General features: G+C 73.4%; 26 protein-coding genes and 1 riboswitch. Of the genes, 13 read left to right on the plus strand and 13 right to left on the minus strand.

The window, feature by feature from the left end:
* Positions 1 to 107: 107 nt before the first annotated feature.
* A complete protein-coding gene (locus tag IRQ30_RS13260; protein ID WP_193613335.1) occupies positions 108 to 947 on the minus strand; it encodes an ATP-grasp domain-containing protein in 840 nt (279 codons plus the stop codon).
* Positions 948 to 1,037: 90 nt separating this feature from the next.
* On the opposite strand from IRQ30_RS13260, the gene IRQ30_RS13265 reads away from it, so the two are divergent.
* The 3 genes from IRQ30_RS13265 (at position 1,038) to IRQ30_RS13275 (ending at position 2,994) form a co-directional block, all read left to right on the plus strand.
* Positions 1,038 to 1,406, plus strand: a complete 369-nt coding sequence (locus IRQ30_RS13265) for a YciI family protein (protein WP_193610161.1) — start codon at positions 1,038 to 1,040, stop codon at positions 1,404 to 1,406.
* Positions 1,403 to 1,756 carry a YciI family protein gene (locus tag IRQ30_RS13270; protein ID WP_193610162.1) on the plus strand — a complete coding sequence of 118 codons (354 nt, stop codon included), beginning with the start codon at positions 1,403 to 1,405 and terminating at the stop codon, positions 1,754 to 1,756. The genes IRQ30_RS13265 and IRQ30_RS13270 overlap by 4 nt, the downstream gene beginning before the upstream one ends.
* Before the next feature lie 161 nt (positions 1,757 to 1,917).
* Positions 1,918 to 2,994, plus strand: coding sequence for an RNA polymerase sigma factor (locus tag IRQ30_RS13275; protein WP_338089696.1), 1,077 nt, complete (start codon positions 1,918 to 1,920; stop codon positions 2,992 to 2,994).
* A 5-nt stretch (positions 2,995 to 2,999) separates the two neighbouring features.
* Here IRQ30_RS13275 and IRQ30_RS13280 read toward each other — a convergent pair whose 3' ends face one another.
* Positions 3,000 to 3,275, minus strand: a complete 276-nt coding sequence (locus IRQ30_RS13280; RefSeq protein WP_193610163.1) for a MoaD/ThiS family protein — start codon at positions 3,273 to 3,275, stop codon at positions 3,000 to 3,002.
* 40 nt (positions 3,276 to 3,315) lie between these two features.
* On the minus strand, positions 3,316 to 4,605 hold the full coding sequence (gene thrC, locus IRQ30_RS13285) for a threonine synthase (protein ID WP_193613337.1): 1,290 nt from the start codon (positions 4,603 to 4,605) through the stop codon (positions 3,316 to 3,318).
* Positions 4,606 to 4,614: 9 nt separating this feature from the next.
* A riboswitch (SAM riboswitch) is annotated at positions 4,615 to 4,747 on the minus strand.
* A gap of 199 nt (positions 4,748 to 4,946) precedes the next feature.
* Here thrC and IRQ30_RS13290 point away from each other — a divergent pair.
* The gene (locus IRQ30_RS13290; RefSeq protein ID WP_193613338.1) at positions 4,947 to 6,686 is read left to right on the plus strand and encodes a PHP domain-containing protein; all 1,740 of its coding nucleotides are present in this window, start codon (positions 4,947 to 4,949) and stop codon (positions 6,684 to 6,686) included.
* Positions 6,683 to 7,306 (plus strand): hypothetical protein, encoded by a 624-nt coding sequence (locus IRQ30_RS13295; RefSeq protein WP_193613340.1) that lies wholly within the window; start codon positions 6,683 to 6,685, stop codon positions 7,304 to 7,306. The genes IRQ30_RS13290 and IRQ30_RS13295 overlap by 4 nt, the downstream gene beginning before the upstream one ends.
* Before the next feature lie 27 nt (positions 7,307 to 7,333).
* On the opposite strand, the gene lon is transcribed toward IRQ30_RS13295, so the two are convergent.
* Positions 7,334 to 9,691: an endopeptidase La gene (lon, locus tag IRQ30_RS13300; RefSeq protein WP_193613342.1), complete on the minus strand. Its 2,358-nt coding sequence runs from the start codon at positions 9,689 to 9,691 to the stop codon at positions 7,334 to 7,336.
* A 502-nt stretch (positions 9,692 to 10,193) separates the two neighbouring features.
* Positions 10,194 to 11,039: a trehalose-phosphatase gene (gene otsB, locus IRQ30_RS13305; protein WP_193613344.1), complete on the minus strand. Its 846-nt coding sequence runs from the start codon at positions 11,037 to 11,039 to the stop codon at positions 10,194 to 10,196.
* A 64-nt stretch (positions 11,040 to 11,103) separates the two neighbouring features.
* On the opposite strand from otsB, the gene IRQ30_RS13310 reads away from it, so the two are divergent.
* Positions 11,104 to 11,904 (plus strand): hypothetical protein, encoded by an 801-nt coding sequence (locus IRQ30_RS13310; RefSeq protein WP_193613345.1) that lies wholly within the window; start codon positions 11,104 to 11,106, stop codon positions 11,902 to 11,904.
* 21 nt (positions 11,905 to 11,925) lie between these two features.
* Here the strand turns inward: IRQ30_RS13310 and IRQ30_RS13315 are convergent, their stop codons facing one another.
* Together IRQ30_RS13315 and IRQ30_RS13320 are read right to left on the minus strand one after the other, a co-directional pair.
* On the minus strand, positions 11,926 to 12,420 hold the full coding sequence (locus tag IRQ30_RS13315) for a LytR C-terminal domain-containing protein (protein ID WP_338089697.1): 495 nt from the start codon (positions 12,418 to 12,420) through the stop codon (positions 11,926 to 11,928).
* Positions 12,421 to 12,422: 2 nt separating this feature from the next.
* Positions 12,423 to 12,719, minus strand: a complete 297-nt coding sequence (locus tag IRQ30_RS13320; RefSeq protein ID WP_134739803.1) for a DUF3263 domain-containing protein — start codon at positions 12,717 to 12,719, stop codon at positions 12,423 to 12,425.
* A gap of 110 nt (positions 12,720 to 12,829) precedes the next feature.
* Between IRQ30_RS13320 and IRQ30_RS13325 the strand changes: the two genes are divergently transcribed.
* Positions 12,830 to 13,819, plus strand: a complete 990-nt coding sequence (locus IRQ30_RS13325; protein ID WP_193613347.1) for a Gfo/Idh/MocA family protein — start codon at positions 12,830 to 12,832, stop codon at positions 13,817 to 13,819.
* 90 nt (positions 13,820 to 13,909) lie between these two features.
* Here IRQ30_RS13325 and IRQ30_RS13330 read toward each other — a convergent pair whose 3' ends face one another.
* Both IRQ30_RS13330 and IRQ30_RS13335 read right to left on the minus strand, forming a co-directional pair.
* On the minus strand, positions 13,910 to 14,551 hold the full coding sequence (locus IRQ30_RS13330; protein ID WP_193613349.1) for a response regulator: 642 nt from the start codon (positions 14,549 to 14,551) through the stop codon (positions 13,910 to 13,912).
* Complete coding sequence (locus IRQ30_RS13335; RefSeq protein ID WP_227467550.1) at positions 14,548 to 15,873, minus strand: sensor histidine kinase; 1,326 nt, start codon at positions 15,871 to 15,873, stop codon at positions 14,548 to 14,550. The genes IRQ30_RS13330 and IRQ30_RS13335 overlap by 4 nt, the downstream gene beginning before the upstream one ends.
* Positions 15,874 to 15,969: 96 nt before the next feature.
* On the opposite strand from IRQ30_RS13335, the gene IRQ30_RS13340 reads away from it, so the two are divergent.
* The 6 genes from IRQ30_RS13340 (at position 15,970) to IRQ30_RS13365 (ending at position 22,625) form a co-directional block, all read left to right on the plus strand.
* Complete coding sequence (locus IRQ30_RS13340; RefSeq protein ID WP_193613351.1) at positions 15,970 to 17,406, plus strand: trehalose-6-phosphate synthase; 1,437 nt, start codon at positions 15,970 to 15,972, stop codon at positions 17,404 to 17,406.
* Complete coding sequence (locus IRQ30_RS13345) at positions 17,403 to 17,813, plus strand: GNAT family N-acetyltransferase (RefSeq protein WP_193613353.1); 411 nt, start codon at positions 17,403 to 17,405, stop codon at positions 17,811 to 17,813. Before IRQ30_RS13340 ends, IRQ30_RS13345 begins: the two co-directional genes overlap by 4 nt.
* A 24-nt stretch (positions 17,814 to 17,837) precedes the next feature.
* Positions 17,838 to 18,989 (plus strand): alpha/beta fold hydrolase, encoded by a 1,152-nt coding sequence (locus IRQ30_RS13350; RefSeq protein ID WP_193613354.1) that lies wholly within the window; start codon positions 17,838 to 17,840, stop codon positions 18,987 to 18,989.
* Between the two features lie 82 nt (positions 18,990 to 19,071).
* Positions 19,072 to 19,812: a D-Ala-D-Ala carboxypeptidase family metallohydrolase gene (locus IRQ30_RS13355; protein WP_193613356.1), complete on the plus strand. Its 741-nt coding sequence runs from the start codon at positions 19,072 to 19,074 to the stop codon at positions 19,810 to 19,812.
* Positions 19,813 to 19,848: 36 nt separating this feature from the next.
* Entirely contained in the window at positions 19,849 to 21,183 is a 1,335-nt protein-coding gene (locus tag IRQ30_RS13360) for an MFS transporter (RefSeq protein WP_193613357.1), read from the plus strand.
* Positions 21,180 to 22,625 (plus strand): pyridoxal phosphate-dependent decarboxylase family protein, encoded by a 1,446-nt coding sequence (locus IRQ30_RS13365; protein WP_193613359.1) that lies wholly within the window; start codon positions 21,180 to 21,182, stop codon positions 22,623 to 22,625. The genes IRQ30_RS13360 and IRQ30_RS13365 overlap by 4 nt, the downstream gene beginning before the upstream one ends.
* Before the next feature lie 732 nt (positions 22,626 to 23,357).
* On the opposite strand, the gene IRQ30_RS13370 is transcribed toward IRQ30_RS13365, so the two are convergent.
* The 4 genes from IRQ30_RS13370 to IRQ30_RS13385 are packed head-to-tail and all read right to left on the minus strand — an operon-like array spanning position 23,358 to position 25,871.
* Positions 23,358 to 23,639 (minus strand): GNAT family N-acetyltransferase, encoded by a 282-nt coding sequence (locus IRQ30_RS13370; RefSeq protein WP_193613361.1) that lies wholly within the window; start codon positions 23,637 to 23,639, stop codon positions 23,358 to 23,360.
* 20 nt (positions 23,640 to 23,659) lie between these two features.
* Positions 23,660 to 24,571, minus strand: a complete 912-nt coding sequence (locus IRQ30_RS13375) for a carbohydrate kinase family protein (RefSeq protein ID WP_193613363.1) — start codon at positions 24,569 to 24,571, stop codon at positions 23,660 to 23,662.
* Positions 24,568 to 25,218: a class II aldolase/adducin family protein gene (locus IRQ30_RS13380; protein WP_193613365.1), complete on the minus strand. Its 651-nt coding sequence runs from the start codon at positions 25,216 to 25,218 to the stop codon at positions 24,568 to 24,570. Before IRQ30_RS13380 ends, IRQ30_RS13375 begins: the two co-directional genes overlap by 4 nt.
* Positions 25,215 to 25,871 (minus strand): TetR family transcriptional regulator, encoded by a 657-nt coding sequence (locus tag IRQ30_RS13385; RefSeq protein WP_193613367.1) that lies wholly within the window; start codon positions 25,869 to 25,871, stop codon positions 25,215 to 25,217. Before IRQ30_RS13385 ends, IRQ30_RS13380 begins: the two co-directional genes overlap by 4 nt.
* Positions 25,872 to 25,928: the final 57 nt, after the last annotated feature.

Genomic DNA, 25,928 nt, shown 5'->3' on the forward strand with positions numbered 1-25,928 from the left:
TCCTCACCGGGCGTGATGCCGGTGTGATGCCTGGTGGTCGTCCACGGTCCTCCGTCCGTCGCCCGCACCTCTCTACCGGGGCACGGGCGGCCCGGACGGTGGGAGGGTCAGAGGCGCGCGACCACCGCGTCCGCGAAGAGCCGACCGTTGTCGGGGATCACGTCGAGGTAGAGGCCGGGCTCGGTCACCTCGACCTCGCTGACCGAGAGCCGGCCCTCGTGGAGCAGCAGGTCGATCCGGGCGTAGACGATCTCGCGCCCGACCAGCCGGGAGGTCGCCGCGGCGGCGGCCTCCGCGACCGAGGCCGCCTCCGGCGAGAGCGCGGCGGGCACGGACGTGCCGCCGTACTCCTCGTGGACCCGGACGTCGCTGGCCCCGGCGACCTTGTGGACCTGGCTGACCGAGCGCCCGTCGATCACGAACACCGACTCCTCCCCCTCCTGCTGCACCGAGGGCACCAGCGGCTGCACCACCCACGAGCCGGGCTCGCCCGTCGGCTCCCACGACCCGTCGCGGACGACGACGAGGCCGCGACCGCCGGCTCCGACGCGGGGCTTGACGACGGCCGGCCGGACCCGCGCCACCGCCGCACGCAGCTCCTCGACGGTCGCGGGCACCTCGGTGGGCACCACGGGCACGGACCCGAGGCCGGCGAGCTCGACGAGGTAGGCCTTGTCGGTGTTCCACCGGAAGACGTCGGCGCCGTGGAGCAGGGTCGGGCCCACCCCCTCGGCCCAGGCCAGGAAGTCCTCCAGCCGGTCCTCGTAGTCCCAGGTGGAGCGCACGGCGACGAGCGCCGCCTCGGCCCAGTCGACGGCCGGGTCGTCCCAGCGGACCCAGCGGCTGCGGACGCCGCGCTCGGCGAACGCCGCGTCGAGCGCGGCGTGCCCGGCCTCGCCCTCCTGGTGCTCGCGGTCGGTGGCCAGCAGGACGAGCTTGGAGGTCATGGAGGAAAGAGTGTCATCCGTGTCGATCGAGGGGTGCCTCGCCCGTCATCGAGGTGTCACAATCCGACAGCCACGACGCGAGAGGTCCCCATGACCCAGACCAGCACCACCTACGTCATCCTCCTGCCGGGCGACGAGTCCGCCTGGGAGGCCGCCACCGAGGACGAGCGCACCGCGGTCTACGCCCTGCACGAGGAGTTCTCCGCGGCCCTGGAGGCGCGCGGTCACAAGATCACCGGCGGCCTGGAGCTCGGCCCGTCGCGGGAGGCGCGCACCCTGCGCACCGCCGCCGACGGCTCGATGACGGTCACCGACGGTCCCTACGCCGAGACGGCCGAGCAGCTCTCGGGGTTCTACGTCGTCGAGTCGACCGACCTCGACGACCTCATCGACGTGTGCCGGATCCTCGGCCGCGACGAGGGCGCCATCGAGGTCCGGGCCACGGCGGTGGAGCCGTGAGGTTCCTGGTGCTGATGGCCGAGGAGGACCACTTCGCGCGCTGGGACGCCGCCGACGAGGCCGCGCGCCAGGCGGTGGTGGAGTGCTTCACGGCCTTCGACGCGGCGGTCAACGAGCGCGGCTCGATCGTCGCCGGCGAGGCGCTGGCTCCCCCCTCGGAGGCCAGGACGGTCCAGCCCGGCCCCGGCCGCGCCGTGACCGACGGGCCCTACGCCGAGACCGTCGAGCAGACCGGCGGCTTCTACCTCGTCGACCTGCCGTCGCACGAGGTCGCGGTCGAGGTGGCGGCGCTGCTGCCGCCGGCGTACACCGTGGAGGTGCGGCCCGTCGTGGACGTGGTCTTCGACTGAGCGTCCACGACGACGCTCCCGAGTCTCTCGAGCGAGCGCTGCGCGACGAGTGGGGCCGCCTGCTCGCCCTGCTCGTCGCGCAGTACCGACGCCTGGACCTGGCCGAGGACGGCCTGGCCGACGCCTTCGAGGCGGCCGCCCGCACCTGGAGCGAGGCCGGCGTGCCGGACAACCCACCCGCGTGGCTGCTGACCGCAGCCCGGCGCCGGATCGTCGACCGCCTGCGGGCCGAGGCGGTCGCCGCCCGCAAGCTGCCGCTGCTCGCCGTCGAGGCGGACCTGACCGAGGAGGCGCACCGCACCATGGCCGACCCCGGGACGCCTGCCGTGCTCGGCGACGAGCGCCTGCGACTGGTGCTGCTGTGCGCCCACCCGGACCTGCCGCCGGAGTCCGCCGCGGCGCTGACCCTGCGCCTGGTGATGGGCGTCCCGACCGCCGACATCGCGCGGCTGTTCCTGGTCAGCACCCCCACGATGGCCGCCCGGCTGACCCGGGCCCGCAAGCGGCTGACGGGCGCGTCGTTCGCGCTGCCCGCCGGCGACGCGCTCCAGGCACGACTCTCGTCCGTGGCCGACGTCGCCTACCTGGCGTTCACGGCCGGCTACGCCCCGGGGACGGGGCCGGACGTGCTGCGCGCCGACGTCGCCGCCGAGGCGCTGCGACTCGTGCGCGTCGTGCGCGAGCTCGCCCCGGGCGACGACCTGGACGCCCTGCTCGCCCTGATGCTGCTCCAGCACTCCCGTCGCCACGCGCGGGTCGTCGACGGCGCGCTGGTGCTCCTCCCCGACCAGGACCGGGCCCGGTGGCGCCACGACGAGGCCGGCGAGGGGCTGCGCCTGCTGACGCCGCTCGCCGGGGCGCCCGCGACCCCGCTGCTCCTGCAGGCGCTCATCGCCGGCGAGCACGCCATCGCGCGCCGCGCGGAGGACACGGCGTGGCCGCGGATCGTGCGCCACTACGACGAGCTGCTGGCCCTCACCGACACCCCCGTGGTCCGGCTCAACCGGGCGGTCGCGGTCGCGGAGGCGGACGGGCCGCTGGCCGGCCTCTCAGCCCTCGACGGGCTGGACTCCGGCGCCCTGCCCGGCCACCGCCTGCCCGCCGTGCGCGCCGAGCTGCTGGCGCGCGCGGGCCGCTCCGCGGAGGCCCTGGCGGCGTACGACGAGGCGCTCGCCGCCTGCGCGAACGACGCCGAGGCGGCGTTCCTCCGGCGCCGGCGCGCCACCCAGGTGACCTGAGGCGCTCAGCCCCCGGCGACCGCCGGGATGACCGAGATCTGGGTGCCGTCGGGCGTGGGCGTCGCCAGGTCCTCGAGGAACCGCACGTCCTCGCTGCCGACGTAGACGTTGACGAAGCGGCGCAGCGCGCCGTTGTCGTCGAGGATCCGCGCCTTGATGCCCGTGTAGCTCGCCTCGAGGTCGTCCAGCACCTCGCCGAGGGTCGCGCCGGTGGCGGTGACCTCGGACTCCCCGCCGGTGTAGGTGCGGAGGATGGTGGGGACGCGGACGGAAACGCTCACGGGTGGCTCCTGGCTGTCGGTGCGTGCGGTGCGGTCCGGCTCAGGCCAGGCCGGTCTGGACGAAGGCGGCGTACGACGGCTCGATGGTCGCGACCGGGCCGACGGAGTCGGAGACCGCGTCGAGGGTCTTGAGACCGTGGCCGGTGTTGATGACGACGGTCTCGAGCGAGGTGTCGAGCTGGCCGGTCTCGACGAGCTTCTTCAGGACGCCGACCGTGGTGCCGCCGGCGGTCTCGGTGAAGATGCCCTCGGTGCGAGCCAGGAGCACGATGCCCTGGCGCACCTCGTCGTCGGTGATGTCCTCCACGGCCCCACCGGTCTGGCGGCAGATGTCGAGGACGTAGATGCCGTCGGCGGGGTTGCCGATCGCGAGGCTCTTGGCGATCGTGTCGGGCTTGACCGGGCGGATCGCGTCGGTGCCGCCCTTGTAGGCCGCCGACACCGGCGAGCAGCCGTTGGCCTGGGCGCCGAAGACCTTGTAGGGCTTGTCCTCGACGAGCCCGAGCTTGATCAGCTCCTGGAAGGCCTTGTGCACCTTGGTCAGCTGCGAGCCGGAGGCGACCGGGATCACGATCTGGTCGGGCAGGCGCCAGCCGAGCTGCTCGGCGATCTCATAGCCCAGCGTCTTGGAGCCCTCGGCGTAGTAAGGGCGCACGTTGACGTTGACGAACGCCCAGCCGTCCTCCTCGCCCGCGATCTCGGAGGCGAGCTTGTTGACGTCGTCGTAGTTTCCGTTGACGGCGACCAGCGACTCGGTGAACACCGCGGAGTTGACCTGCTTGGGCTTCTCGAGGTTGCTGGGGATGAAGACGACGGTCTTGATGCCGGCGCGGGCACCGGCGGCCGCGACCGCGTTGGCGAGGTTGCCGGTGGACGGACAGGCGAAGACCTTCGAGCCGAACTCGGTGGCCGCGCTCAGCGCGCAGGCGACGACCCGGTCCTTGAACGAGTTGGTGGGGTTGGTGCTGTCGTCCTTGACCCAGAGGTTGTCGATGCCCAGCTCGCGGCCGAGGTTGCCGGCCTTGAGGAGGCGGGTGAACCCGGGCTCCATGTTGGGGCTCTGCTCGATGTCGGTCGGGACCGGCAGCAGCGCCTTGTAGCGCCAGATGTTGCGGGGGCCGGCCTCGATCTGCTCACGCGTCACGGCGGGGAAGTCGTAGGCGATCTCGAGGGGGCCGAAGCACTCCATGCACGCGTAGTGCGGGCCGAGCTCGACCTCGTGGCCGCACTCGCGACAGGTCAGGGTCCGGGCGTTGCCGAAGGCACCCTCGCGGATCCCGCTGGTGGTGGTGCTGGTGGTCTCAGCCTGCTCGGCGATGACGGCGCTCATGAATCCTCCTTCTCATCTTCCCCGGCACGTACCTCGCGCCGGGACGGAATTAGCACCGTTTCCACGACTGCGCGATGGCAGGGAGCACGTGGCGGTTGCCGGGACTTCACTGGGCCGTACCCTCAGTCCCTCTTGATGAGCTGGAAGAGACAGTACGGCCGCGTCTCACGATGTGCACATCGGGTCCACGATCCGGGACGGGCTCGTCTCATCCCTCGTCACCCCGACGCGGACCCTCGCGAGCGTTCACCTCGGCGGCACCGGCCGCTCGGCCCGCGTTCAGCGGACGGGAGGACCGTCGGAGCTCCCCCGACGATCCCCCCGTCCCTCCGGAGGACCCCGTGACCCACCACGAGCACCCCCACCTGCACGACCACGACCACGCACACGCCCACGCCCGCGACGTCGACCCCGAGGCCGTGGCGGCCACCCGCGCCGCGGCCGACGAGACGGTGCCCGACCGCGACCTCTCGCCCTCCGAGCTCTCGCGGCGCAACCTCCTGCGCGCCGCCGGCATCACCGGCGCCGTCACGGCCGGCATCGCCGGGATGAGCGGCGTCACGCCGGCCATGGCCGAGGGGACGCGCTCCTCGCGCGGTCGCGGCCCCGGTCGCGGACCCCGGGTCTGGCTCGCCGGCGACCACCACATCCACACGCAGCACAGCTCCGACGGCCAGTACACCGTCCTCGACCAGGCCCAGCACGCCGCGGCGTACGGGCTGGACTGGCTCGTCATCACCGACCACGGCGGACCCACGCACGCCCGCCTCGGCGTCGACCTGGTCAACCCCGACATCGTCGCCGCCCGCCAGGAGCTGCCCGGCACGCTGGTCTTCCAGGGCCTGGAGTGGAACATCCCCTCGGCCGAGCACGGCACGGTGTTCGTCGCGCCCGGCCGCCACGAGGTGGCGGTGCTCAAGCAGTTCGAGAACGACTACGACGGCAACGTCAAGGGGGCCGCGGCCAACGAGGCGCTGGCCGTCGCAGGCATCCAGTGGCTCGGCAAGCAGGTGGACAAGCGCCGGGTGTCGGACGCACTGTTCCTCGCCAACCACCCTGCCCGCAACGGCATCGACAGCCCGCACGAGATCCGAGCCTGGCGCGACGCCGATCCCCGCGTCGCCATCGGCTTCGAGGGCGCACCGGGCCACCAGGCGGCGGGGCTGCCGGCCGGCTACGGCCCCGGCTCGGCCCGCGGCTTCTACGGCAACGCGCAGCGGCCGGACTCGTTCGCGGCGTACCCGCCCGAGAGCTACCGCACCTGGGGCGGCTTCGACTGGATGACGTCGACCGTCGGCGGGTTGTGGGACAGCCTCCTCGCCGAGGGCAAGCCGTGGTCGATCAGCGCCAACTCCGACTCCCACGTCAACTGGTCCGACACCTCGAAGCGCCCGGACGGCTCGACCCAGGCGCAGTTCGACGCCGACGGCCGCTACGGCGACCCCGTCTACGGCGGCCGGGTCAACCTGACCGCCGGCGACTTCTGGCCCGGCTTCTACAGCCGCACCCACGTCGGGGCCGCGTCGCGCGGCTACGTCGACGTCATGCGCGGCATGCGCGACGGCCGCATGTGGGTCGACCACGGGGGCCTGGTGAAGTCCGTGGACGTGACGGTCCGGTCGTCGGGTCGTGGCGGCACGCGGAGCGAGACGCTGGGCGGCACCCTGCAGGCCAGGCGCGGCAGCCGGCTGGAGCTGGTCGTGCGGATCACGGCGCAGGACGTGCCGAACTGGGCGCAGTTCCTCCCGCAGCTCAACCGGGTCGACGTGGTCCGGGGCGCCGTCGACCCCCTGTCGGCGGCCAAGGACCGGGACCGGTTCACCGCACCGGACACCAAGGTCGTCCGGCAGTGGGACACCTCCGGTCGCACCGGCACCTACGAGCTCCGCTACGACCTGGGCGTGGCCGAGGAGCCCTTCTACGTCCGGCTCCGGGGCACCGACGGCAACCGCCAGCAGCCGGGCTTCCTGGGCACGGCGGTCGACCCGCAGGGACCGGCCATCGACGTCGTGGGCTCGGCCGACCCGTGGCTCGACCTGTGGTTCTACACGAACCCGATCTGGGTCGTGCCGGGCCGGTGACACCTCCCCCGACCTCGGCGACGGCGGCCGCGCTCGTGCTGGCCGTCGATGCCGGGACGGCTGACCACGCGGGCGCCGAGCACCTGCTGCACCGGCTGGACGCGCTGCTCGACGGCGTCGCGGGCCTGCCCGGCCCCAGCGACCTGGCGAGCACGCACGTCGTGCCGGGACCGGTGGCGCACACCGCCGTCGTGCTCTCGTGGGACGGCCAGGCACGCCGGGGCGAAGAGGCCCAGCGGCTGCTCGCCGAGGCCCTGCCCGACGCCGGTGTCGTGGTGGCGCCGACGGGCAGCGCCGCCGGGCCGGACGACCGGGTCGCCGGCGCCGACCACGCCCTCGCCGAGCACGAGGAGCGGCGCGCCGGCCGGCTGGCGCGCTTCCCCGGTCAGGCCGAGGTCGAGCGCCGGATCGCGGTCGCGGACGTGCTGACCCTCTCCTGCGTGGACGCCGTCGAGGGCCTGGCCGGCAGGGAGGTGGGGCCGGGGACCATGCTCGACCTCACCGGCTTCGTCCGCCCGACGTGGCGCGACCGGTGGTGCGTCGTGCTGGTGCAGGCGTCAGCAGGGGACCTGGTGCCCTTCGAGAGCCGACACCAGATCCCCTGCTGCTCCGACCACTGAGTCCGATGACGTGGCCGGGCTACCCGGTCAGGCCGCGACCGAGCCGGTCTCCGCCGCGTCGTCCGCGGCGACGTCCGAGGCGACGGGCACGAGCGCGCCCTTCACCACGTCGAGCACGTCGCCGACCACGTGCACCGTCACCGTCTCCAGCACCTCGGCCGGCACGTCATCCAGGTCGGGCTCGTTGCGCAGGGGCACGAAGACCTCGGTCAGGCCGTTGCGCTGCGCGGCGAGCAGCTTCTGCTTGAGCCCGCCGATCGGCAGCACCCGGCCGTTGAGCGTGACCTCCCCGGTCATGCCGACCTCGGAGCGCACCGGCCGCCCGGTGGCCAGCGACGTCAGCGCCGTGACCATCGTGATGCCGGCCGACGGGCCGTCCTTCGGCGTGGCGCCGGCGGGCACGTGCACGTGGATCGCCCGGTCGAAGAACGCCGGGTCGACGCCCAGGTCGTCCGCGTGGGCACGGACGAAGGACAGCGCGATCTGGGCCGACTCCTTCATCACGTCGCCGAGCTGGCCGGTGAGCGTCAGCCCCGCCGTGCCCTCGTGGGCCGAGGCCTCGATGAACAGGACGTCACCGCCCATGCCGGTCACGGCGAGGCCGGTGGCCACGCCCGGCACCGACGTGCGCTCGTGCGCCTCGGGGGTGAAGCGCGGTCGCCCGACCAGGTCCTTGAGGTCGGCCACGTCGATCTCGACGGTGGTCTGGTCGGTCGTCGCCAGCCGGGTCGCCGCCTTGCGCAGCGCCTTGGCCAGCAGGCGCTCCATCTGCCTGACGCCGGCCTCGCGGGTGTAGTCGGCGGCGAGCTCGTGCAGGGCGCCGTCGCTGATCGTGACCTCCTCGGCGGTCAGCGCGGCGCGCTCCAGCTGACGCGGCAGCAGGAAGTCGCGGGCGATGGCGACCTTGTCGTCCTCGGTGTAGCCGTCGAGGGTGACCATCTCCATGCGGTCCAGCAGCGGGCCCGGGATCTGCTCCACGACGTTGGCGGTCGCGATGAACAGCACGTCGGAGAGGTCGAGGTCGAGCTCGAGGTAGTGGTCGCGGAACGTGTGGTTCTGCGCCGGGTCGAGCACCTCGAGCAGCGCCGCGGCCGGGTCGCCGCGGTAGCCGTCGGAGCCGACCTTGTCGATCTCGTCGAGCAGCACGACCGGGTTCATCGAGCCGGCCTCCTTGATGGCGCGCACGATGCGGCCCGGGAGCGCGCCGACGTACGTGCGCCGGTGGCCGCGGATCTCGGCCTCGTCCCGGACACCGCCGAGCGCGACGCGCACGAACGTCCGGTCCAGCGCACGCGCGACGGACTCGCCCAGGGACGTCTTGCCCACTCCCGGAGGCCCGGCGAGCAGGATCACCGCGCCGGAGCCGCGGCCGCCGACGACCTCGAGGCCGCGGGAGGCACGACGGGCGCGGACGGCGAGGTACTCCACGATCCGCTCCTTGACCTCCTCCAGGCCGTGGTGGTCGGCGTCCAGGACGGCCCGCGCGGCGGACACGTCGGTGGAGTCCTCGGTGCGCACCGACCAGGGCAGGTCGAGCACGGTGTCGAGCCAGGTGCGGATCCAGGAGGTCTCGGGGCTCTGGTCGCTGGAGCGCTCGAGCTTGTCGACCTCGCGCAGCAGCGCCTCGCGCACGTGGTCGGGGAGGTCGGCGGCCTCGACGCGGCCGCGGTAGTCGTCGGCCCCCCCTGACTGCTGAGCCTCACCCTCACCTAGTTCTTTCCGGATGGCGGCCAGCTGCTGTCGCAGCAGGTACTCGCGCTGGGTCTTCTCCATCCCCTCGCGCACCTCGGTGCCGATCTTGTCGGTCAGCTCGGCCTCGGCGAGGTGCTCGCGCGTCCACGCGATCACGATCTCGAGCCGCTTCTCGATGTCGGGCGTCTCGAGCAGCTCGCGCTTCTGCTCGCCGGTGAGGTACGGGGCGTAGCCGGCCGCGTCGGCGATCGCGCTCGGGTCGGTCATCTGGTGCACCGAGTCGATGACCTGCCACGCCTCGCGGCGCTGCAGCACGGCCACGACGAGCCGCTTGTACTCCTCGGCCAGCTCGCGCGCCCGGTCGGTGACGGTCTCCTCGACCGGCTCCACCTCGACCCACAGCGCCGCCCCCGGACCGGTCACGCCGGCCCCGATGCGCGCGCGGGTCTCGGCCCGCAGCACCGCCGCGGGCGACCCGCCCGCGAACTTCCCGACCCGCTCGATCGTGGCCACCACGCCGTACGAGGCGTAGCGGTCCTCCAGCCGCGGGGCGACCAGCAGCCGGCTCTCGCTGCCGGCACGGGCGGCGTCGACCGCGGCCTGCGCGGCCTCGTCGAGCTCGATGGGGACGACCATGCCGGGCAGCACGACGAGGTCGTTGACGAACAACACAGGCAGACGGGTGACGGACATGGAGCGCCTCTTTCGGAGAGATTCAAACGTTGAGCGTGATCGACTCAACCTCCGGCTCCGCGGCGGTGTTCCACTGTTCGTCCTGAGCGAACGCGGGCGGCGGGACGCGGCGTGACCGGAGGGTCGGTATGTCGGCAGTTCGAGCCGATGGCGGACCCGGCCGCGCTCGGCCGAGCCGGCGTGGCGCCGAACTGCCGACGCTGAGTGTCGGTCGAAGCACCACCAGCAACACCAGCCCCATGAGGAGGGTGCCGCGCTTTGCGCGGGCGGCGCGGGCGAAGCCCGTGTCCGCCCCGTGCGCCGTCAAGCCGGTCGAGAGAGGCTCCGGGTCAAGGACGCCCGAAGGGCGCCGCGAAGCGGGCGCCGCAGGCGATCCTTGAGGCGGAGACGCGACCGGCTAAGCGCGCGGCACCCCAGTCCGGCCCCGAGGAGACAACCAGAGGTGCAGGGGTCTCGACGGACGCTCGTCCACCGGTGGGGTGGTTCCGAGGCTCGCTCCGTGTCAGGCGCGGAGGGAGGCGGCGTCGGCGGCGAGCTGGCGCAGGAGGTCGAGGACGCCCTCGGGGCCGTGGACGACGACGTCGGCGAGGTCCTTGAGGCGGCTCTCCTCGTCGGAGGCGGAGCAGACGCGGAGGGTGGCGAGGCCCTGCTTCTCCAGGGCGGCGACGGCCTCGAAGGCCTCGATGTCGCCGAGGTCGTCGCCGGCGAAGAGGAAGCCTCCGGCGTCGAGGTCGTCGGCCAGCCGCTCGACGACCTGGCCCTTGTGGACGCCTGCCGAGCGGACCTCGATGACCTGGCGGCCGGGCTCGATGACGAGGTCGTGGCGGGCGGCCAGCTCCTCGATCTCGGGGAGCAGCCGACGGAAGGCGGCATCCGGCTCGGGCAGGCGGCGGGTGTGGATCGCCACGGACAGGACCTTGTCCTCGAGGTGGGCGTCCGCGGCGTCGGCGCGGCGCAGCACGCGGGGCAGCTCGCGCTCGAAGCTCGCGAGGCCGGCGGGCGGGCGCGGGCCGATGACGCGCCGGTTGGTGGAGCTCCAGCGCTCGTTGCCGTACTGGCCGAAGAGGTAGAGCTCCTTGCCGGCGTCGCCGATGGCGTTGCCGACCTGCTCGAGGCCGCCGAGGTCGAGGGCCTGGCGCGCCGGCCGACCGGTGATCACCGCGACCGCCGCCACCTGCAGGGCCAGCTCGAGGAGGACCTCGGGGGCGTCGGGGTGGATGTGCGCCTGGGAGGGGTCCTCGACGATCGGGGAGAGGGTGCCGTCGAAGTCGAGCCCGACGACCGTCTCGGCGGCGGCGCGCACGAGAGCGGCGTACTTCTGCTCACCGGCGCTGGAGGTGAAGTCCACACGCCAAGCCAACCATGCCGCGCGACGGGTTTGCCCAGGTGTCCCCCGCGGCAGGATCCCCCTCATGCGAAGCGTCGTGGTCGGTCTGGCCGTCGTCACCCTCCTGGCGTCCGGCTGCTCCGGCGAGTCCGAGGCGCCCGAGGAGGAGCCCCGACCCACCGCGGTGTCTCTGACCGGGGAGGACCGCGACGCGTTCGTCCGGGAGGTCACGGACCTCGGCTACACCTGTCGCGACGCGCTCCCGGAGACCTCGGAGCACGTCGCCTGCACGCGCCCCGGGCCGGAGGACGAGGCGAGGTACGACGTCGTGAGGATCTCCAGCACCCCGGACGGCGACCAGGTCCTGCGCGTCGCCTACTGCGGGGCGGAGCGCGGCGTGGTACCGGCCATGAGCCGCGCCTTCCTGGCCGAGGTCGACTCCCCCGACCTCCGCTCCGACCCTCCGCGGCTGGACGGGGTCCGGGTCACGCCGTGTCGCACGGAGGCCGGCGAAGGGGTGTCGCTGGGCGGGCCCGGACCGACGGTCCTGCGCGAGCTGGACCTGAACCTGCTGAACGTCAACCTGCGGCGCCGGGGCTGGGACTGCGGCGAGGACAGCGCTCGAGTCGACTGCCGCCAGCCCACCCCAGGGCCCGGGACGCACGTCTTCGGCATCGGCGACCAGGTGCTGGTCACCGCCCCGAGCAACCGGGCCCTGGCCGGGGCGACGCAGGCGCTGGGGCTGAGCCCGGTGGTCGCCGAGGCGGCGAGCTCGTGCCGGCCCGGGACGGCGTGCGAGCACCTCGTCGTCGACGGCTTCGACCTGTACCTCTCGGCCGACGCCGACTACCGGCGGCTCACCATCACGGAGCTGCAGGACTTCTAGACCGAGCCGACGTGGCGAGGACTAGCGCAGCTCGCCCGTCAGGATGACGGTGAGCCGGTCGAGCCGCATCGGGTCGACGGCCAGCGACGTGCGCTGGATGCCGAGGTCGAGCGCGAGCAGCTCGGCGGCGGCCTTGAGCCGCTTGGGGTAGAAGACGGTGTTGCCGTTGACCGAGCCGACCCAGTTGTCGGTGCCGACGACCTGCCAGCCGGCGTCGGTGGCACGGGTGGCGACGCTGCCGGCGAGACCGGTGATGCCGGAGTTGTTGTAGACCTCGACGTAGGTCTTGCCCCGCTTGACGACCGGCTTCGGCTTGGGCTTCGGCTTGGCGCTGGGAGCGGCGCTGGTGGTGGGCGTCGAGGGCTGGGCCGAGGACGGCACGACCTCGCGCTCGGTGGGCTCGCTCCCGCGGGTGGCGACGAAGGCGACGGCGGCCATGGCCACGGCGATGATGCTGAGCATCACGACCGGCGAGGGGAACACGACCCCGCGCTCGTCACGGCGGCGCGCCGACACGGTCAGACCTCGAAGCCGAGTCGGCGGGCGGAGCGCTGACGCTGGCGCTGCGAGCGCAGTCGGCGCAGGCGACGAACCAGGAGCGGGTCGGCCTCGAGGGCCTCGGGACGGTCGATGAGGGCGTTGAGGACCTGGTAGTAGCGCGTGGAGCTCATGTCGAACTTCTCGCGGACCGCGGTCTCCTTGGCACCGGCGAACTTCCACCACTGCCGCTCGAACTCCAGGATCTCGCGGTCGCGGTCGCTCAGGGTCGGCGTGGCCCCGGCCTGCTGGCCGTTGAGGGCGTTCGCGGCGTCCATGCGCTGTCTCCCGTGCGGTATGTGCGGTGCTCGTCGGGTCCCACTGTAGGCGACGAACCACAGCCGTGTCATTCGCCTCGCGCAAGTGGGCTTGTCCTAGGGTCGGGGGCATGGCAGAGACGACCCGCTGGGGCATCCTCGCGACCGGCAAGATCGCCCACAAGCTGGCCGAGGACCTCGCCCTCACGCCCGGCAACGAGCTGGCCGCCGTCGGCTCGCGGCGACTCGAGGCCGCGCAGGCCTTCGCGCAGCAGCACGACGCCCCGGCGGCGTACGGCTCCTACGAGGAGCTGGTGGCCGACCCGGACGTCGACGTCATCTACGTCGCCACCCCGCACGCGCTGCACCTGGAGTGCGCGCGACTGGCGTTCGAGGCCGGCAAGCACGTGCTGTGCGAGAAGCCGCTGACGCTCAACATCGCGCAGGCCGAGGAGATGGTGGAGCTGGCCCGCCGGCACGACCGCTTCCTGATGGAGGCGATGTGGACCGCCTGCAACCCCGTCATCCGGCGGCTGGGCGACGACCTGCGGGCCGGTCGGTTCGGGACGCCGCGCCAGGCGCACGCCGAGCTGGGCTTTCGCGTGGACGCCGGACCGGACCACCGGCTGCTCAACCCCGACCTGGGCGGCGGCGCGCTGCTCGACATGGGCATCTACCCGCTGACCTTCGCCCACCTGATGCTCGGCCCCGCCGAGGAGCTCACCGCCACCGCGACGCTCTCGGACGCCGGCGTCGACCTCGACGTCGCGATCACCGGGCGCTACGCCGGCGGGGCGCTCGCCACGATGACCGCCTCGCTGACCTCCGGGGCGTCGCGGACCGCCGCGGTGGCCACCGACGAGGGCCGCCTCGACGTGCCGGCGGAGTTCCACCACCCGACGTACGCCGTCTGGACGCCCACCGGCGGCGAGCCGGAGCGCATCGAGGCCGACGAGCCGATCATCGGCGTCGGCTACGGCAACGAGGTGGCCGAGGTCGGCCGCTGCGTGCAGGCCGGCCTCCGGGAGAGCCCGCTCGTCCCCCTCGACCGCACCCTGCTGCTCATGCGTCAGATGGACGACCTGCGGCGGCAGATCGGCGTCCGGTACGCGACGGACTGAGGGCAGGTTTTTCAGCAGCTGCTGAAAACCCTGAGGTTCTGGGCCGAAACAACGGCCCAGAAGCGCAGGTTCTGCCCCAGAACCTCGCCCTCAGCCCGAGCGGAGGTAGCTCAGCACCGCCTGGACGCGGCGGTGGGCGGCGTCGTCGGGAAGCAGGCCGAGCTTGGCGAAGATCCGCTGCGTGTGCTTCTCCACGGCCCCGAGCGTCACCGTGAGCTCGTCGGCGACCGCGGCGTTCGAGCGTCCCTCGGCCATCAGCGCGAGCACCTGCCGCTCGCGCGGGGTGAGCGCCGCGATCGGGTCGCGCCGGCGACCCATCAGCTGCCGCACGACCTGGGGGTCGAGCACCGTGCCGCCACCGGCCACGGTGAGCAGCGCGTCGAGGAAGTCGTCGACGTCGCTGACCCGGTCCTTCAGCAGGTAGCCGATGCCACCGTCGCCGGTGGTGAGGAGGTCGTCGGCGTAGGAGACCTCGACGTACTGCGACAGCACCATCAGCCGCGCCGCCGGCCAGGACCGCCGTACCTCCACGGCCGCCCGCAGGCCCTCGTCGGTGTGGGTCGGCGGCATCCGCACGTCGACGACGGCGAGGTCCGGCCGCTCCCCGAGCACGGCGGTCACCAGCGACGGGCCGTCAGCCACCGAGGCCACCACCTCGTGGCCGGCCTCCGCCAGGAGCAGCTGGAGACCCTCGCGCAGCAGCACGGAGTCGTCCGCGACGACGATCCTCATCGGCCACCCGCGTAGGGCACGTGTGCGGTCAGGACGGTGGGCCCGCCCTCGGGCGAGACGACGTCGAGCCGGCCCTCGACGCCGGTGAGGCGCTGCTGCAACCCGGCGAGCCCGTGCCCCTTGGCGGGGTGCGCCCCTCCGATCCCGTCGTCGGCCACGCGCACCTCGATGCGGTCGGCGAGCGTGGTGACCTCGACGCGGGCGGTCGCGGCGGCGCTGTGCTTGGCGACGTTGGTGAGCGCCTCGGAGACCACGAAGTAGACGGCCGTCTCGACCTGCGGCGGCAGCGACGCGGGCACCTCGACGAGTGCCTCGACCGGCACCGGGCTACGCGAGAGCATCTCCTCGAGCGCCACCGCCAGACCCCGGTCGACGAGCAGCGGCGGGGCGATGCCGCGCGAGAGCGAGCGCAGCTCGTCGACGGTCTCGCGCGCCTGTCGCAGCGCCTCGTCGAGGGTCTCGCCGGCGCGCTGCGGGTCGTCGGCCAGCTGCTTGCGCGCGCGACCCAGGTCCATGGTCAGCCGCACCAGCCGCTGCTGCGGACCGTCGTGCAGGTCGCGCTCGAGTCGCCGCAGCGAGTCGGCCTCGGCCAGGTGCGCGGCGTCGCGGCTGTCGGCGACGCGACGTACCTCGCCCTGCAGCTCGGCGCGGCTCGACAGCAGCACGGTGGCCAGGCTGGCGTGCACGACCGCCGCGAGCCGCACCGCCAGCGGCAGCGTCAGCACCGCGAAGACGCCGATCCCGAACATCAGCCACCGCTCCGGCTCGCGTCCCTCGCCGAGCCCGATCAGCGAGGCCACCGTGACGTTGTCGTCGGGGTCGTAGGGGATGAACCGCGACCAGAACCAGTAGCTCAGCCCGCCGAGCGCCGCCACCCACCAGACGAGCGCGAGGACGCTCGCGACCACGGAGGTGGCCAGGCCCAGGACGGACCAGAGCATGTCGAGCCACGACTGGGGGTCGCGCAGCGGCGTAAGGACCTTGCGCACCACTCCGGCGCCGGGCTCGGCGCGCAGGTAGTCGGGCGTCGGCGCCGCGCGTCCCTGGGCCGAGCGCAGCCGAACCCGCTCGAGCGCCGCGACCGCCCGGGCGACCTGGGTGGCCAGCGCCACCACGGCGACGCCGGCCACCACGACGCTGAGCCCGACCCCCAGCGCCAGGGTGACGACCACCAGGACGAACGCCGGCAGGGCGATCACGAACGCCGTCAGCGCGTAGCCGCTGTCGCGCAGCATCCGCCGTACGACGGACGGGGTCGCCGCCGGCGTCGCCGGAGCCGGAGCGGTGGCGTGGGTCGTGGTCATCGGCAGCGTCTCGGTCATGTCTCCAGCCTCGCGTCGGCGAGGGTCGTGCACGATCCTGCCAGCCCGACACCTCCTGTCGGGCCAGCCCGACAGGAGGGCGTCCGACGACATAGGGTGAGCACCGTGCCCGCGGACCTCGTGATCGTCGCCAACCGACTGCCCGTCGACCGGGTCGAGCAGAGCGACGGGACGCCCGGCTGGCGCGGCTCGCCCGGCGGCCTCGTGACCGCCATCGAGCCGGTGATGCGCGCCAACGACGGCACCTGGATCGGCTGGCCCGGCGGCACCGAGACCGACCTGGAGCCGTTCGAGTACGACGGCATGAACCTCGTCCCGATGACGATGTCGCAGAGCGAGATCGAGCTCTTCTACGAGGGCTTCGCCAACGGCACGATCTGGCCGCTCTACCACGACCTGGTCGCGAAGCCGGAGTTCCACCGGGAGTGGTGGGACGCCTACGTCGCGGTCAACCAGCGCTTCGCCGAGAAGGCCGCGTCGCTGGCCAACAAGGGCGCCACCGTCTGGGTCCACGACTACCAGCTGCAGCTGGTCCCGCAGATGCTGCGCGAGCTGCGGCCCGACCTGCGCATCGGCTTCTACCTCCACATCCCGTTCCCGCCGGCCGAGCTGTTCCAGCAGCTGCCGTGGCGCCGTCAGATCCTCGAGGGCCTGCTCGGGGCCGACCTGGTCGGCTTCCAGCTGCCCGGCGGCGCCGGCAACTTCGTGCGCCTGGTGCGCCAGCGCGTGGGCCACAAGACCCACCGCGACCTGGTCTACCTCCCCGACGGCCGCACCGTCCGCGCCGCGGCGTTCCCGATCTCGATCGACGCCGCCGGCTTCGAGGAGCTCGCGCAGAGCGACGCCGTGGCCGCGCGCGCCACCGCGATCCGCGAGGCGCTGGGCAACCCGCGCCGGATCTTCCTGGGCATCGACCGGCTCGACTACACCAAGGGCATCTACGCCCGCCTGCGCGCGTTCAGCGAGCTCATCGCGGACGGCCACCTCGACGTCGAGGACGCCGTGTTCGTCCAGGTGGCGGTGCCCTCGCGCGAGCAGGTCGAGCAGTACCGCATCCTGCGCGACGAGATCGACCGCCTCGTCGGCCGCATCAACGGCGACCTCGGACGCATCGGCAAGCCCGCCATCAGCTACCTGCACTCCTCCTACCCGCGCGAGGAGATGGCCGCCCTCTACCGCGCCGCCGACATCATGGTCGTCACCCCCTACCGCGACGGCATGAACCTCGTCGCGAAGGAGTACGTCGCCTGCCGCTTCGACGACGACGGCGCCCTGGTCCTCTCGGAGTTCGCCGGCGCGGCCGACGAGCTGCGTCAGGCGTGGCTGGTCAACCCCTACGACATCAACGCCATGAAGTCCTCCATGCTCGAGGCCTACGCCGCCGACGAGAAGGAGCTGACCAAGCGGATGCGCGCCATGCGCAAGACGATCCGCCAGCACGACGTGGCCGCGTGGGCCGACAGCTTCATGTCCGAGCTCGCCGACGTCGACAACACCCACGCCAAGCCGGTCAAGCCCGCCAAGCGCTCGTGACGCTCGAGGTCACCACCGACCCGGAGCGCCTCGACGTCGGCCTGGTCCACCGCTGGCTGTCGGAGGACAGCTACTGGGCGCTGGGCCGCTCCCGCGAGGTCATGGACCGCGCCGTCGCCGGGTCGCTGAGCTTCGCCGCCCTCGACGACGGCCGCCAGGTCGGCTACGCCCGCGTGGTGACCGACGGCGCGACGTTCGCCTGGCTCTGCGACGTCTACGTCGACCGGGCCGCCCGCGGACGGGACGTCGCGAAGGCCCTGGTGGCCGCCGTCGACGCCACACTCACCGAGCTCGGCGTCCGCCGCACCCTGCTCGCGACCGAGGACGCGCACGCGCTCTACACGCCCGTGGGCTTCGAGCCCCTCAGCGACCCGCACCGCTGGCTGATCCGCACCCGCAACGCTTGACGGAGCCGGGGGTAGGTTCTGGACATGGATCTGATCCCCAAGCCCGGTCAGGTCGTCTCGGCGGCGGGCAACGTGGCCACCCTGCTCGTGCGAGGGGGGCTCGCCGACCTCCGCCCGATGCCGCGCACCCTCGTCGACGAGGGCCCGCTGCGCGAGCTCTACCACTACCGCCCGGCCACCACCGTGGCCGCGCAGTCCGACCCGGTCCTGCTGGTGACGCCCCCGGCGGCGCCCTCCCTCTGCTACGACCTGCGCCGGGGGTGCTCGCTGGTCGAGCACCTGGTCGTCGGCGGGCGGCCGACGTACCTCGTCGAGTACGGCGAGCTGTCACTGACCGACCGTGACCTCGCGCTGGACCCGTGGGTCGAGGACGTCCTGCCCACTGCCGTCCGTGAGGTCTCCGAGCAGGCCGGCGGACGACCGGTCCACCTCGTGGGCTGGAGCCTCGGCGGGATCCTGGCGCTGCTGACCGCGGCCGACGACCCGACGCTGCCGATCGCGTCGCTGGCGCTGCTCGGCTCCCCCGTCGACCTCGCGCAGGTGCCGCTCGTGGCACCGCCCCGTCCGCTGCTCGACCCCAGGAAGGCCGGCGGCCTGACCGGTCGGGGCGCGCAGGTGCTCGGCAGCATCCCGATCGTCAAGTGGGCCGCCGACCTCGGCCCGGTCCAGCGGCTCGTGGCGAAGCCGCTCGCGGTCGGCACGCGCCTCGACGACGCGGAGTTCCTGGCGCAGATCGAGGCCGTCGACCGCTTCACGGCCGGCATGTCCGCCTACTCCGGCCGCACCTACGGGCAGCTCTACCACCGGTTCGTGCGGGGCAACGCGCTCGTCGCCGGCGAGATCGAGCTCGGCGACCGCACCGTCGAGCTGGCCGCCGTCAACAAGCCGGTGCTCGTGGTCGCCGGCGCCACCGACGGCATCGCTCCCTTGAAGGCGGTCCGGCCCCTGGTCGACCTCCTCGACGGCGCTCCCGAGGTGCAGCTGGAGATCGTGCCCGGCGGCCACCTCGGGCTGCTGACCGGCCGCGAGTCCCGCACCACCACCTGGCCCGCGCTGGACGACTGGTTCACCCAGTGGCCGGCCGAGCCCACTGAGCCCACCGCGCCGCCGGGTCCCGCGATCGGCACGGGCCGGCGCCAGCACGGCTCGAAGGCGTCGCGGAGGCTCTCGAACTAGGCGCCACGCCGGAAGGTTCCGGTTTCCGGGGCGGCGCGCGGGGCAGGGGACCGGCACCTGTTCCCGACGGAAGGTCTCCCCCATGTCCCGGATGCGTGCCTCTCTCGTGGCGGCGCTGGTCACCCTGACCAGCCTCGTGGCACTCACCACCGCCACCACCGCCCCCGCCCATGCCGACGAGTGCTACTCCTGGGGCCGCAGCCTCAGTCCCGGCGCCACCGGCGACGACGTCGCCCAGCTCCAGGTCCGCGTGGCGGGCTGGGCCGGGTACGGCGTCAACATGGCCATCGACGGCAGCTACGGCGCCCAGACGACCCAGGCGGTGCGCGGCTTCCAGGCGGCGTACGGCCTGAGCGCGGACGGCGTCGCCGGCCCGGCGACGTACGCCAAGATCTACGAGCTCCAGGATCCCGACTGCACCCCGATCCACTTCTCCTACGCCGAGGTGGACGGCGGCTGCGGCGCCGGCGGCTACAGCGGCGGCTCGGTGGGCGCGGCGACCGTGCAGCGGAACCTGCTGCGCGCGATGTGGCGCGCCGAGGCGCTGCGGCACCGGCTGGGCGACCGGCCGCTGACCGTGACCTCGGGCTTCCGCTCGCAGGCCTGCGACCGCCAGGTCGGCGGCAGCGGCACCGGTCAGCACACCTACGGCACCGCCCTCGACCTGGTCGGCTCCTCGACCAGCCTGTGCACCATCGCCCAGGGCTCCCGCTCCGCGGGCTTCGGCGCGATCTTCGGTCCGGGCTACCCCGACCACGACGACCACGTGCACGTCGACGTGCGCGCCGGCCGGTCGTGGAGCGCGCCGAGCTGCGGGATCTGACCCCGCGAGCGGCGGTGGCGTCCTAGGGTGCGGGACATGTCCGCACCCGTGGCGACCACCGCCGCCCTGCCTCGCGCCGTTCGCATCGGCTACGGATCGGGGTCCGTCGCCACCGGCGCCTTCGGCACCGTCCCGGGGCTCATGCTGCTGCCCTACCTCACCGACAGCCTCGGGATCACGGCCATCGTGGCCGGTGTCATCGTGTTCCTGCCGAAGGCGTGGGACGTGATCCTCAACCCGATCGCCGGACGCATCAGCGACCGGACCGTCGACCCGCGTGGGCCGCGGCGTCCCTGGCTGCTGCGGGCCGGGCTGACGCTGTCGGTGGCCTTCGCGGTCATCTTCGCCGCTCCCGAGCTGGGCTCGAAGGTCGCCGAGGCCGCCTGGGTGCTGGTGGCGTTCCTGGCCTGCGCCACGGCCTACGCGTTCTTCCAGGTGCCCTACGTCGCGATGCCGGCCGAGATGACCTCGTCGTACGACGAGCGCACCCGGCTGATGACCTGGCGAGTGGCGATCCTGGCCTTCACGATCATGCTGGCGGGAGCGACCGCACCGGTGATCCGCGACGCCGTCGGCGGGCGCGACGGCTACCGCGTCATGGGCGTCGTGATGGCGCTGATCATCGCGATCGGCGTCGTCGGCTCCTACCGCGGCACCCGCCACGCCCCGGTCGGCTCCGTCGAGGCCGGCCCGGGGTCGCTGCGCGACCAGCTGCGCATCGTGGCCACCGCCCACGACTTCCGCAACCTGCTCATCACCTTCGTCATCCAGGCGCTCGCGACCGGCTGCATGCTCGCCGGCGTCGCCTACCTCGCCGAGGACGTGCTCGACAGCAAGGGCGCCGCCACGGTCCTGTTCGTGTGCTTCGTCGGCCCGGCGCTGCTGCTGACGCCGGTGTGGTCGGCGATCGGCGGCCGCATCGGCAAGAAGCGCGGCTACCTCTACGCCTCGCTGATCCTCGCCGCCGGCGCCGCCCTCGCGGCCCTCGCCCAGTCGGCGCCCGCGGCCGTGGTGTTCCTCGCGACGGGTCTGGTCGGCGTCGGGTACGCCGGCTGCCAGGTGTTCCCGATGGCGATGCTGCCCGACGCGGCCGCCGTCGACGCCCGGCGCACGGGCACCAACCGGGCCGGCGTCTACACCGGCGTCTGGACCGCGGGCGAGACCCTCGGCCTGGCGCTCGGACCCGGCGTCTTCGCGCTGGTGCTCGCGCTCGGCGACTACCGCTCCAGCACCGACGGCGACGCGGTCCAGCCCGACTCGGCGCTGACCGCGATCGTCCTCGGCTTCTCGCTCCTGCCCGCCGCCCTCACGCTGCTCAGCCTCTGGTGGCTGAGCCGCTACACCCTCGACGCCTCGGAGGTCGACGCATGACCCGCTCCGCCGACATCCTCGCCCGCCTCGCGCTCATGCGCGCCGGCGACGTCCCGGTCCACGGTGGCCGCACCCTGGCCTACGTCTACGACTCCGGCATGGCCGAGGTCGAGCAGGTCGGGCGCGACGCGGTCGCGGCCTTCGCCGGCTCCAACGGCCTGGACCCCACGGCCTTCCCGAGCCTGCTGCAGATGGAGAACGACCTGGTCGCCTTCGCCGCCGGGCTGCTCGACGCACCTGAGACGGTCGTCGGCTCGGTGACCTCGGGCGGCACCGAGTCGGTGCTGCTGGCCGTGCAGACCGCGCGCGACTCGCGCCTCGACGTGGCCTCGCCCTCGATGGTGCTGCCGAGCTCGGCCCACGCCGCCTTCCACAAGGCTGCCCACTACTTCGGCGTGCGCGCGGTGGTCGTGCCGTGCGGCCCCGACCACCGCGCCGACGCCGCCGCGATGGCGGCCGCCGTCGACGACACCACGGTGCTCGTGGTGGCCAGCGCGCCGTCGTACGCGCACGGGGTCGTTGACCCGGTCACCGAGATCGCGGCGGCCGCCGCCGAGCGCGGGGTCCGCTGCCACGTGGACGCCTGCATCGGCGGGTGGGTGCTGCCCTACGCCGCCAGGCTGGGCCGCGAGGTCACGCCGTGGACCTTCGCGGTCCCGGGCGTCACGTCGGTCTCGGTCGACCTGCACAAGTACGGCTACGCCCCCAAGGGCGTCTCCCTGCTGCTGCACGCGACGCCCGCGCTGCGGCGACCGCAGTTCTTCGCCTCGGCCGACTGGCCGGGCTACACGATGCTCAACTCCACGATGCAGTCGACGAGGTCCGGCGGCCCCACCGCCGGTGCGTGGGCGGTCGTGCAGATGCTGGGCGACGCGGGCTACGAGAAGCTCGCCCGCGACGTCTTCGAGGCCACCGACCGGATCGCCGCCGGGATCGCGGAGATCCCGGGCCTGCGGCTGCTCGCCCCGCCCGACTCCACGCTCGTCGCCCTGACGACCGACGACACGTGCGACCCGTTCACGGTGAGCGACGAGATGGGCGCCCGCGACTGGTACGTCCAGCCCCAGCTCACCTACGGCGACGTCCCGGCCAACATCCACCTCTCCGTCAGCGCCGCCACCCTGGCGCACGTCGAGGACTTCCTCGCCTCGCTCGCCGAGTCGGTGCGGGTCGCGGCGCAGTCCGGGCCGGTGCAGGTCGACGCCGGCGTGGCGGCGTACATCGCGTCGCTGGACCCGGCCTCGATCACCGAGGAGGACTTCGACGGCCTGCTCGCGGCGGCGGGCCTCCTCGGCGCCGCCTCCGCCGACGAGGGGCTGGCGCTGCCCGACCGCAAGGCCGACATCAACGCCCTCCTCGACGTCGCCTCCCCCGCCCTCCGCGAGGCCGTCCTGCTCGCCTTCCTCGACCGCCTCTCCCGCCCGTCACGCCCCGGCGCCTGACGAGGCCACTGCCAGGCACCACCACCAGCCTACGGTGGTTGAGGTGCGAGCGCAGCGAGCCTCGAAACCACCCCACCGCACCCAACCGGTGGTCGAGCAGCGAGGAGCGCCAGCGACGAGCGTCCGTCGAGACCCCTGCACCTCTGGCTGTCTCCTCGGGGCCGGACTGGGGTGCCGCGCGCTAGCCGGTCGCGTCTCCGCGTCAAGGAGCTTCGCCCGCTTCGCGGCGGCTGCGCCGTCCTTGACCCGGAGCCTCTCTCGACCGGCTTGACGGCGCACGGGGCGACACGGCTTCGCCGCGCCGCCCGCGCAATTGCGCGGCACCCCTCCTCATGGTGCTGGTGTGACTGGTGGTGCGACAACCGACACTCAGTGTCGGCAGTTGGTCGCCACACCAGGCCGGCCAAGCGTGGAGACGTCGACGTGAGGCGCGAACTGCCGACGCTGATGACCAATAGGCAGGGCCCGCGCTGTTTGCGGGCGGCGCGGCGAAGCCGCCGCCGCCCGTGCGCCGCCAAAGCAGCCCGGGAGAGGCTCGGAGTCAAGGACGGCGAAGCCGCCGCGAAGCGGGCGAAGCTCCTTGACGCCGAGACCCGGGCTGCTAGCGCGCGGGCCAACACCAGCCCCGCACAAGCGGGGTGGTTTCGAGGCTCGCTGGCGCCTCGCACCTCAACCACCGGTGGGGTCGTTTCGAGGCTCGCACCTCAACGACCGAGGCGTGTCCCGGACCTCTCAGGCGACGAGGTCGGCGTACGCCGGGTGACGCTCGATGTAGCTCGCGACGAAGGGGCACGACGGGACGACCCGCAGGCCACGGTCGCGGGCGGCGTCCAGCGCGTGCTTGACCAGCGTCCCGCCGATGCCCTTGCCCTCGAACTCGTCACGGACGACGGTGTGGGTGAGGTCCATGACGCCCTCGGAGAGCTCGTACTCGGCGAACCCGGCGAGCGTGCCGTCGGCGGTGATCTCGAAGCGGTGCTGGGCGGGGACGTCGGTGACCTGGGTGGCAGCCATGGGCACCAACCTACGGGCGCTCACCCAGCGAGGGCGCTCACCGACTCCAGGGAGTAGGAGCCGGCGTCGGTGCCGAGCCCCTGCGCGACCTGGGCCGCGGTGGCGCACCCGAGTCGCGCCGCCGCAGCGGCGTCGTGGCCGAGCGCGAGCCCGCGCAGGAAGCCGGCCGAGAACGCGTCGCCGCAGCCGGTCGTGTCGACGACCTCCACCGGGTACGCCGCCACCTCGACGACGTCGTCGGAGGTGACGACGAGCGCGCCCTTCGCGCCCCGGGTGACCGCGACGCAGCCGGCACCGGCGGCGAGCAGGGCGCGGGCGCCCTCGGCGAGGTCGGTGGCGCCGGTGAAGCCCAGCACCTGCTCGTCGTTCGGAAGCAGGTAGTCGGTGTGGGGCAGGGCGCCGGCGATCCAGGCGAGCATGTCGGGGTCGCCAGGGGCGAGCACGTCCAGCGACGTCGTCGCGCCGAGGGAGTGCGCGTGCGCGAGCAGCTGCCCGGCGGCCTCCCCGCCGAGGAACTCCGGCCCGCCGAGGTGCAGGTGGGTGATGCCCTCCAGCGCACCGAGGTCCAGGTCGTCGAGCGTGAACGCACCGTTGGCGCCGATGCAGTGCCAGGCCGGTCGGTCGCCGCCGGGGCGAACCGGGATCACCGACGAGGAGGTCTGGTGGTCCGGCTTGCGCACCAGCCCCGACACGTCGACGCCCTCGCGCCCGAGGAGCGCGAGCAAGGTGTCGCCGATGACGTCGGTCCCGATCGCGCCGAGGGACAGCACCTCCGCACCGAGCCGCGCGAGCACCACGGCGGTGCCGCCCGCCGTGCCGGCCGGTGACCACCGGATGGTCTCGACGAGCTGGCCGTCCGAGCCCTGCGGGATGGACTCGACGCCGATCACGTGGGTGTCGAGGACGTGCACGCCGACGGCGGCGACTCTCATGGGTTCTCCTGCGGGGTTCCGTAGCTGCGGGCGATGGCCGCGGCGACCACCGCGGCCTGGTCGGCCCCGGTCAGGGTGCGGGGCGTCCCGAGGACGCTGGCGCGGTGGTGGAGAGTCGCGAGCCACTCCAGGAGCAGCGCGTGCTCGACGGCCTGGGCCAGGTCGGCGCCGACGGCGACCGAGCCGTGGTTGGCCATCAGCGCCGCCTGCCGGTCGACCAGCGCGTCGCGCACGTGGACGGCGAGCTCGGGGGTGCCGAACGTCGCGTACGGCGCGACGCGCACCGCCCCGCCGAGGGCCAGCTGCTGGTAGTGGAGGACCGGCAGCTCGTCCAGGACGCAGGCGACCGCGGTGCTGTAGGGCGCGTGGGTGTGCACGACGGCGGCCGCGGCCGTGGTGGCGTAGAGCCCGAGGTGCAGGTCGAGCTCGGAGGTGGGGCGCAGGGCGCCCTCGAGCACCCGACCGTCGGTCGAGACGACGGTGACGTCGTGGGTGGTGCAGTCGCCGAGGACGACGCCGGAAGCCGTGACGGCGACCCGGTTTCCCTGGCGGGCGCTGACGTTGCCCGCCGTGCCGACGAGGAGCCCGGCCTCGGCCAGGCGCCGCGACGCCGCCGCCACGGAGGCGCGCAGGTCGTCGCTCGTCACGGCTGGACCCGGAGGCTGGAGGCGGGCACGGCGTAGCGCTGGAGGTAGGCCGTCACGAGGATGATGCCCTCCTCGACCAGCTCGGCGTCCCCCTCGTCGTCGTGCTCGTAGGCCAGCTGGAAGACGCGGTCGCCGATCTCGACGGCCAGGAGTGCCGTCTTCACGGGCAGCGTCGGCAGCGCCAGGCCCTTCTCGATCGCGAACCCTCGCAGCGTCGCGGCCACCCGGGCGTTGTGCTCGCGACCGAACTGGTGCAGCGCCACGTTGGTGCGCCCGCGCAGGTAGATCTCGACGAAGGCGCGCCGGCGTCGGTAGACGGTGACGAAGGCACCCATCGTCGTGCGGACCAGCGACTCCAAGGTGAGCTCGCGCAGGCTCGCGAGGTCGGCCAGCACCTGGTCGTCCATCTCCGCCATGTCGCGCTCGGCCAGCGCGATCAGGACGTCCTCCTTGTCGGCGAAGTACTGGTACAGCGACGCCACCGGGACGCCCGAGGCGAGCGCGATGTCGCGGGTCGTCAGCGCCTCGACGCCGTGCTCGACCACCAGCCGCGAGGCGGTGTCCAGGAGGTGCTCGACCTTGCGACGGCTCCGGACCTGGGTGGGCACCCGGCGCCGGCGGGGAGGCGCGGACTCGGCCGCGTGCGATGTCACGACGCAAGAGTAGAGCCAAAAGACGAAGCCGACACATGTTTATGTTTCTCGGCCCCA

It is taken from the genome of Nocardioides lijunqiniae, from assembly GCF_015024225.1.
GTDB classification, from domain to species: Bacteria; Actinomycetota; Actinomycetes; order Propionibacteriales; family Nocardioidaceae; genus Nocardioides; species Nocardioides lijunqiniae.

Bases quoted from the DNA above. Each gene is read 5' to 3' on its own strand.
- IRQ30_RS13260 (WP_193613335.1), bottom strand. From the start codon at position 947: ATGACCTCCAAGCTCGTCCTGCTGGCCACCGACCGCGAGCACCAGGAG.
- IRQ30_RS13265 (WP_193610161.1), top strand. From the start codon at position 1,038: ATGACCCAGACCAGCACCACCTACGTCATCCTCCTGCCGGGCGACGAG.
- IRQ30_RS13350 (WP_193613354.1), top strand. From the start codon at position 17,838: ATGGATCTGATCCCCAAGCCCGGTCAGGTCGTCTCGGCGGCGGGCAAC.
- lon (WP_193613342.1), bottom strand. From the start codon at position 9,691: ATGTCCGTCACCCGTCTGCCTGTGTTGTTCGTCAACGACCTCGTCGTG.
- IRQ30_RS13325 (WP_193613347.1), top strand. From the start codon at position 12,830: ATGGCAGAGACGACCCGCTGGGGCATCCTCGCGACCGGCAAGATCGCC.
- IRQ30_RS13375 (WP_193613363.1), bottom strand. From the start codon at position 24,571: ATGAGAGTCGCCGCCGTCGGCGTGCACGTCCTCGACACCCACGTGATC.
- IRQ30_RS13335 (WP_227467550.1), bottom strand. From the start codon at position 15,873: ATGACCGAGACGCTGCCGATGACCACGACCCACGCCACCGCTCCGGCT.
- IRQ30_RS13310 (WP_193613345.1), top strand. From the start codon at position 11,104: ATGCGAAGCGTCGTGGTCGGTCTGGCCGTCGTCACCCTCCTGGCGTCC.
- thrC (WP_193613337.1), bottom strand. From the start codon at position 4,605: ATGAGCGCCGTCATCGCCGAGCAGGCTGAGACCACCAGCACCACCACC.
- IRQ30_RS13330 (WP_193613349.1), bottom strand. From the start codon at position 14,551: ATGAGGATCGTCGTCGCGGACGACTCCGTGCTGCTGCGCGAGGGTCTC.
- IRQ30_RS13370 (WP_193613361.1), bottom strand. From the start codon at position 23,639: ATGGCTGCCACCCAGGTCACCGACGTCCCCGCCCAGCACCGCTTCGAG.
- IRQ30_RS13365 (WP_193613359.1), top strand. From the start codon at position 21,180: ATGACCCGCTCCGCCGACATCCTCGCCCGCCTCGCGCTCATGCGCGCC.
- IRQ30_RS13355 (WP_193613356.1), top strand. From the start codon at position 19,072: ATGTCCCGGATGCGTGCCTCTCTCGTGGCGGCGCTGGTCACCCTGACC.
- IRQ30_RS13360 (WP_193613357.1), top strand. From the start codon at position 19,849: ATGTCCGCACCCGTGGCGACCACCGCCGCCCTGCCTCGCGCCGTTCGC.
- IRQ30_RS13320 (WP_134739803.1), bottom strand. From the start codon at position 12,719: ATGGACGCCGCGAACGCCCTCAACGGCCAGCAGGCCGGGGCCACGCCG.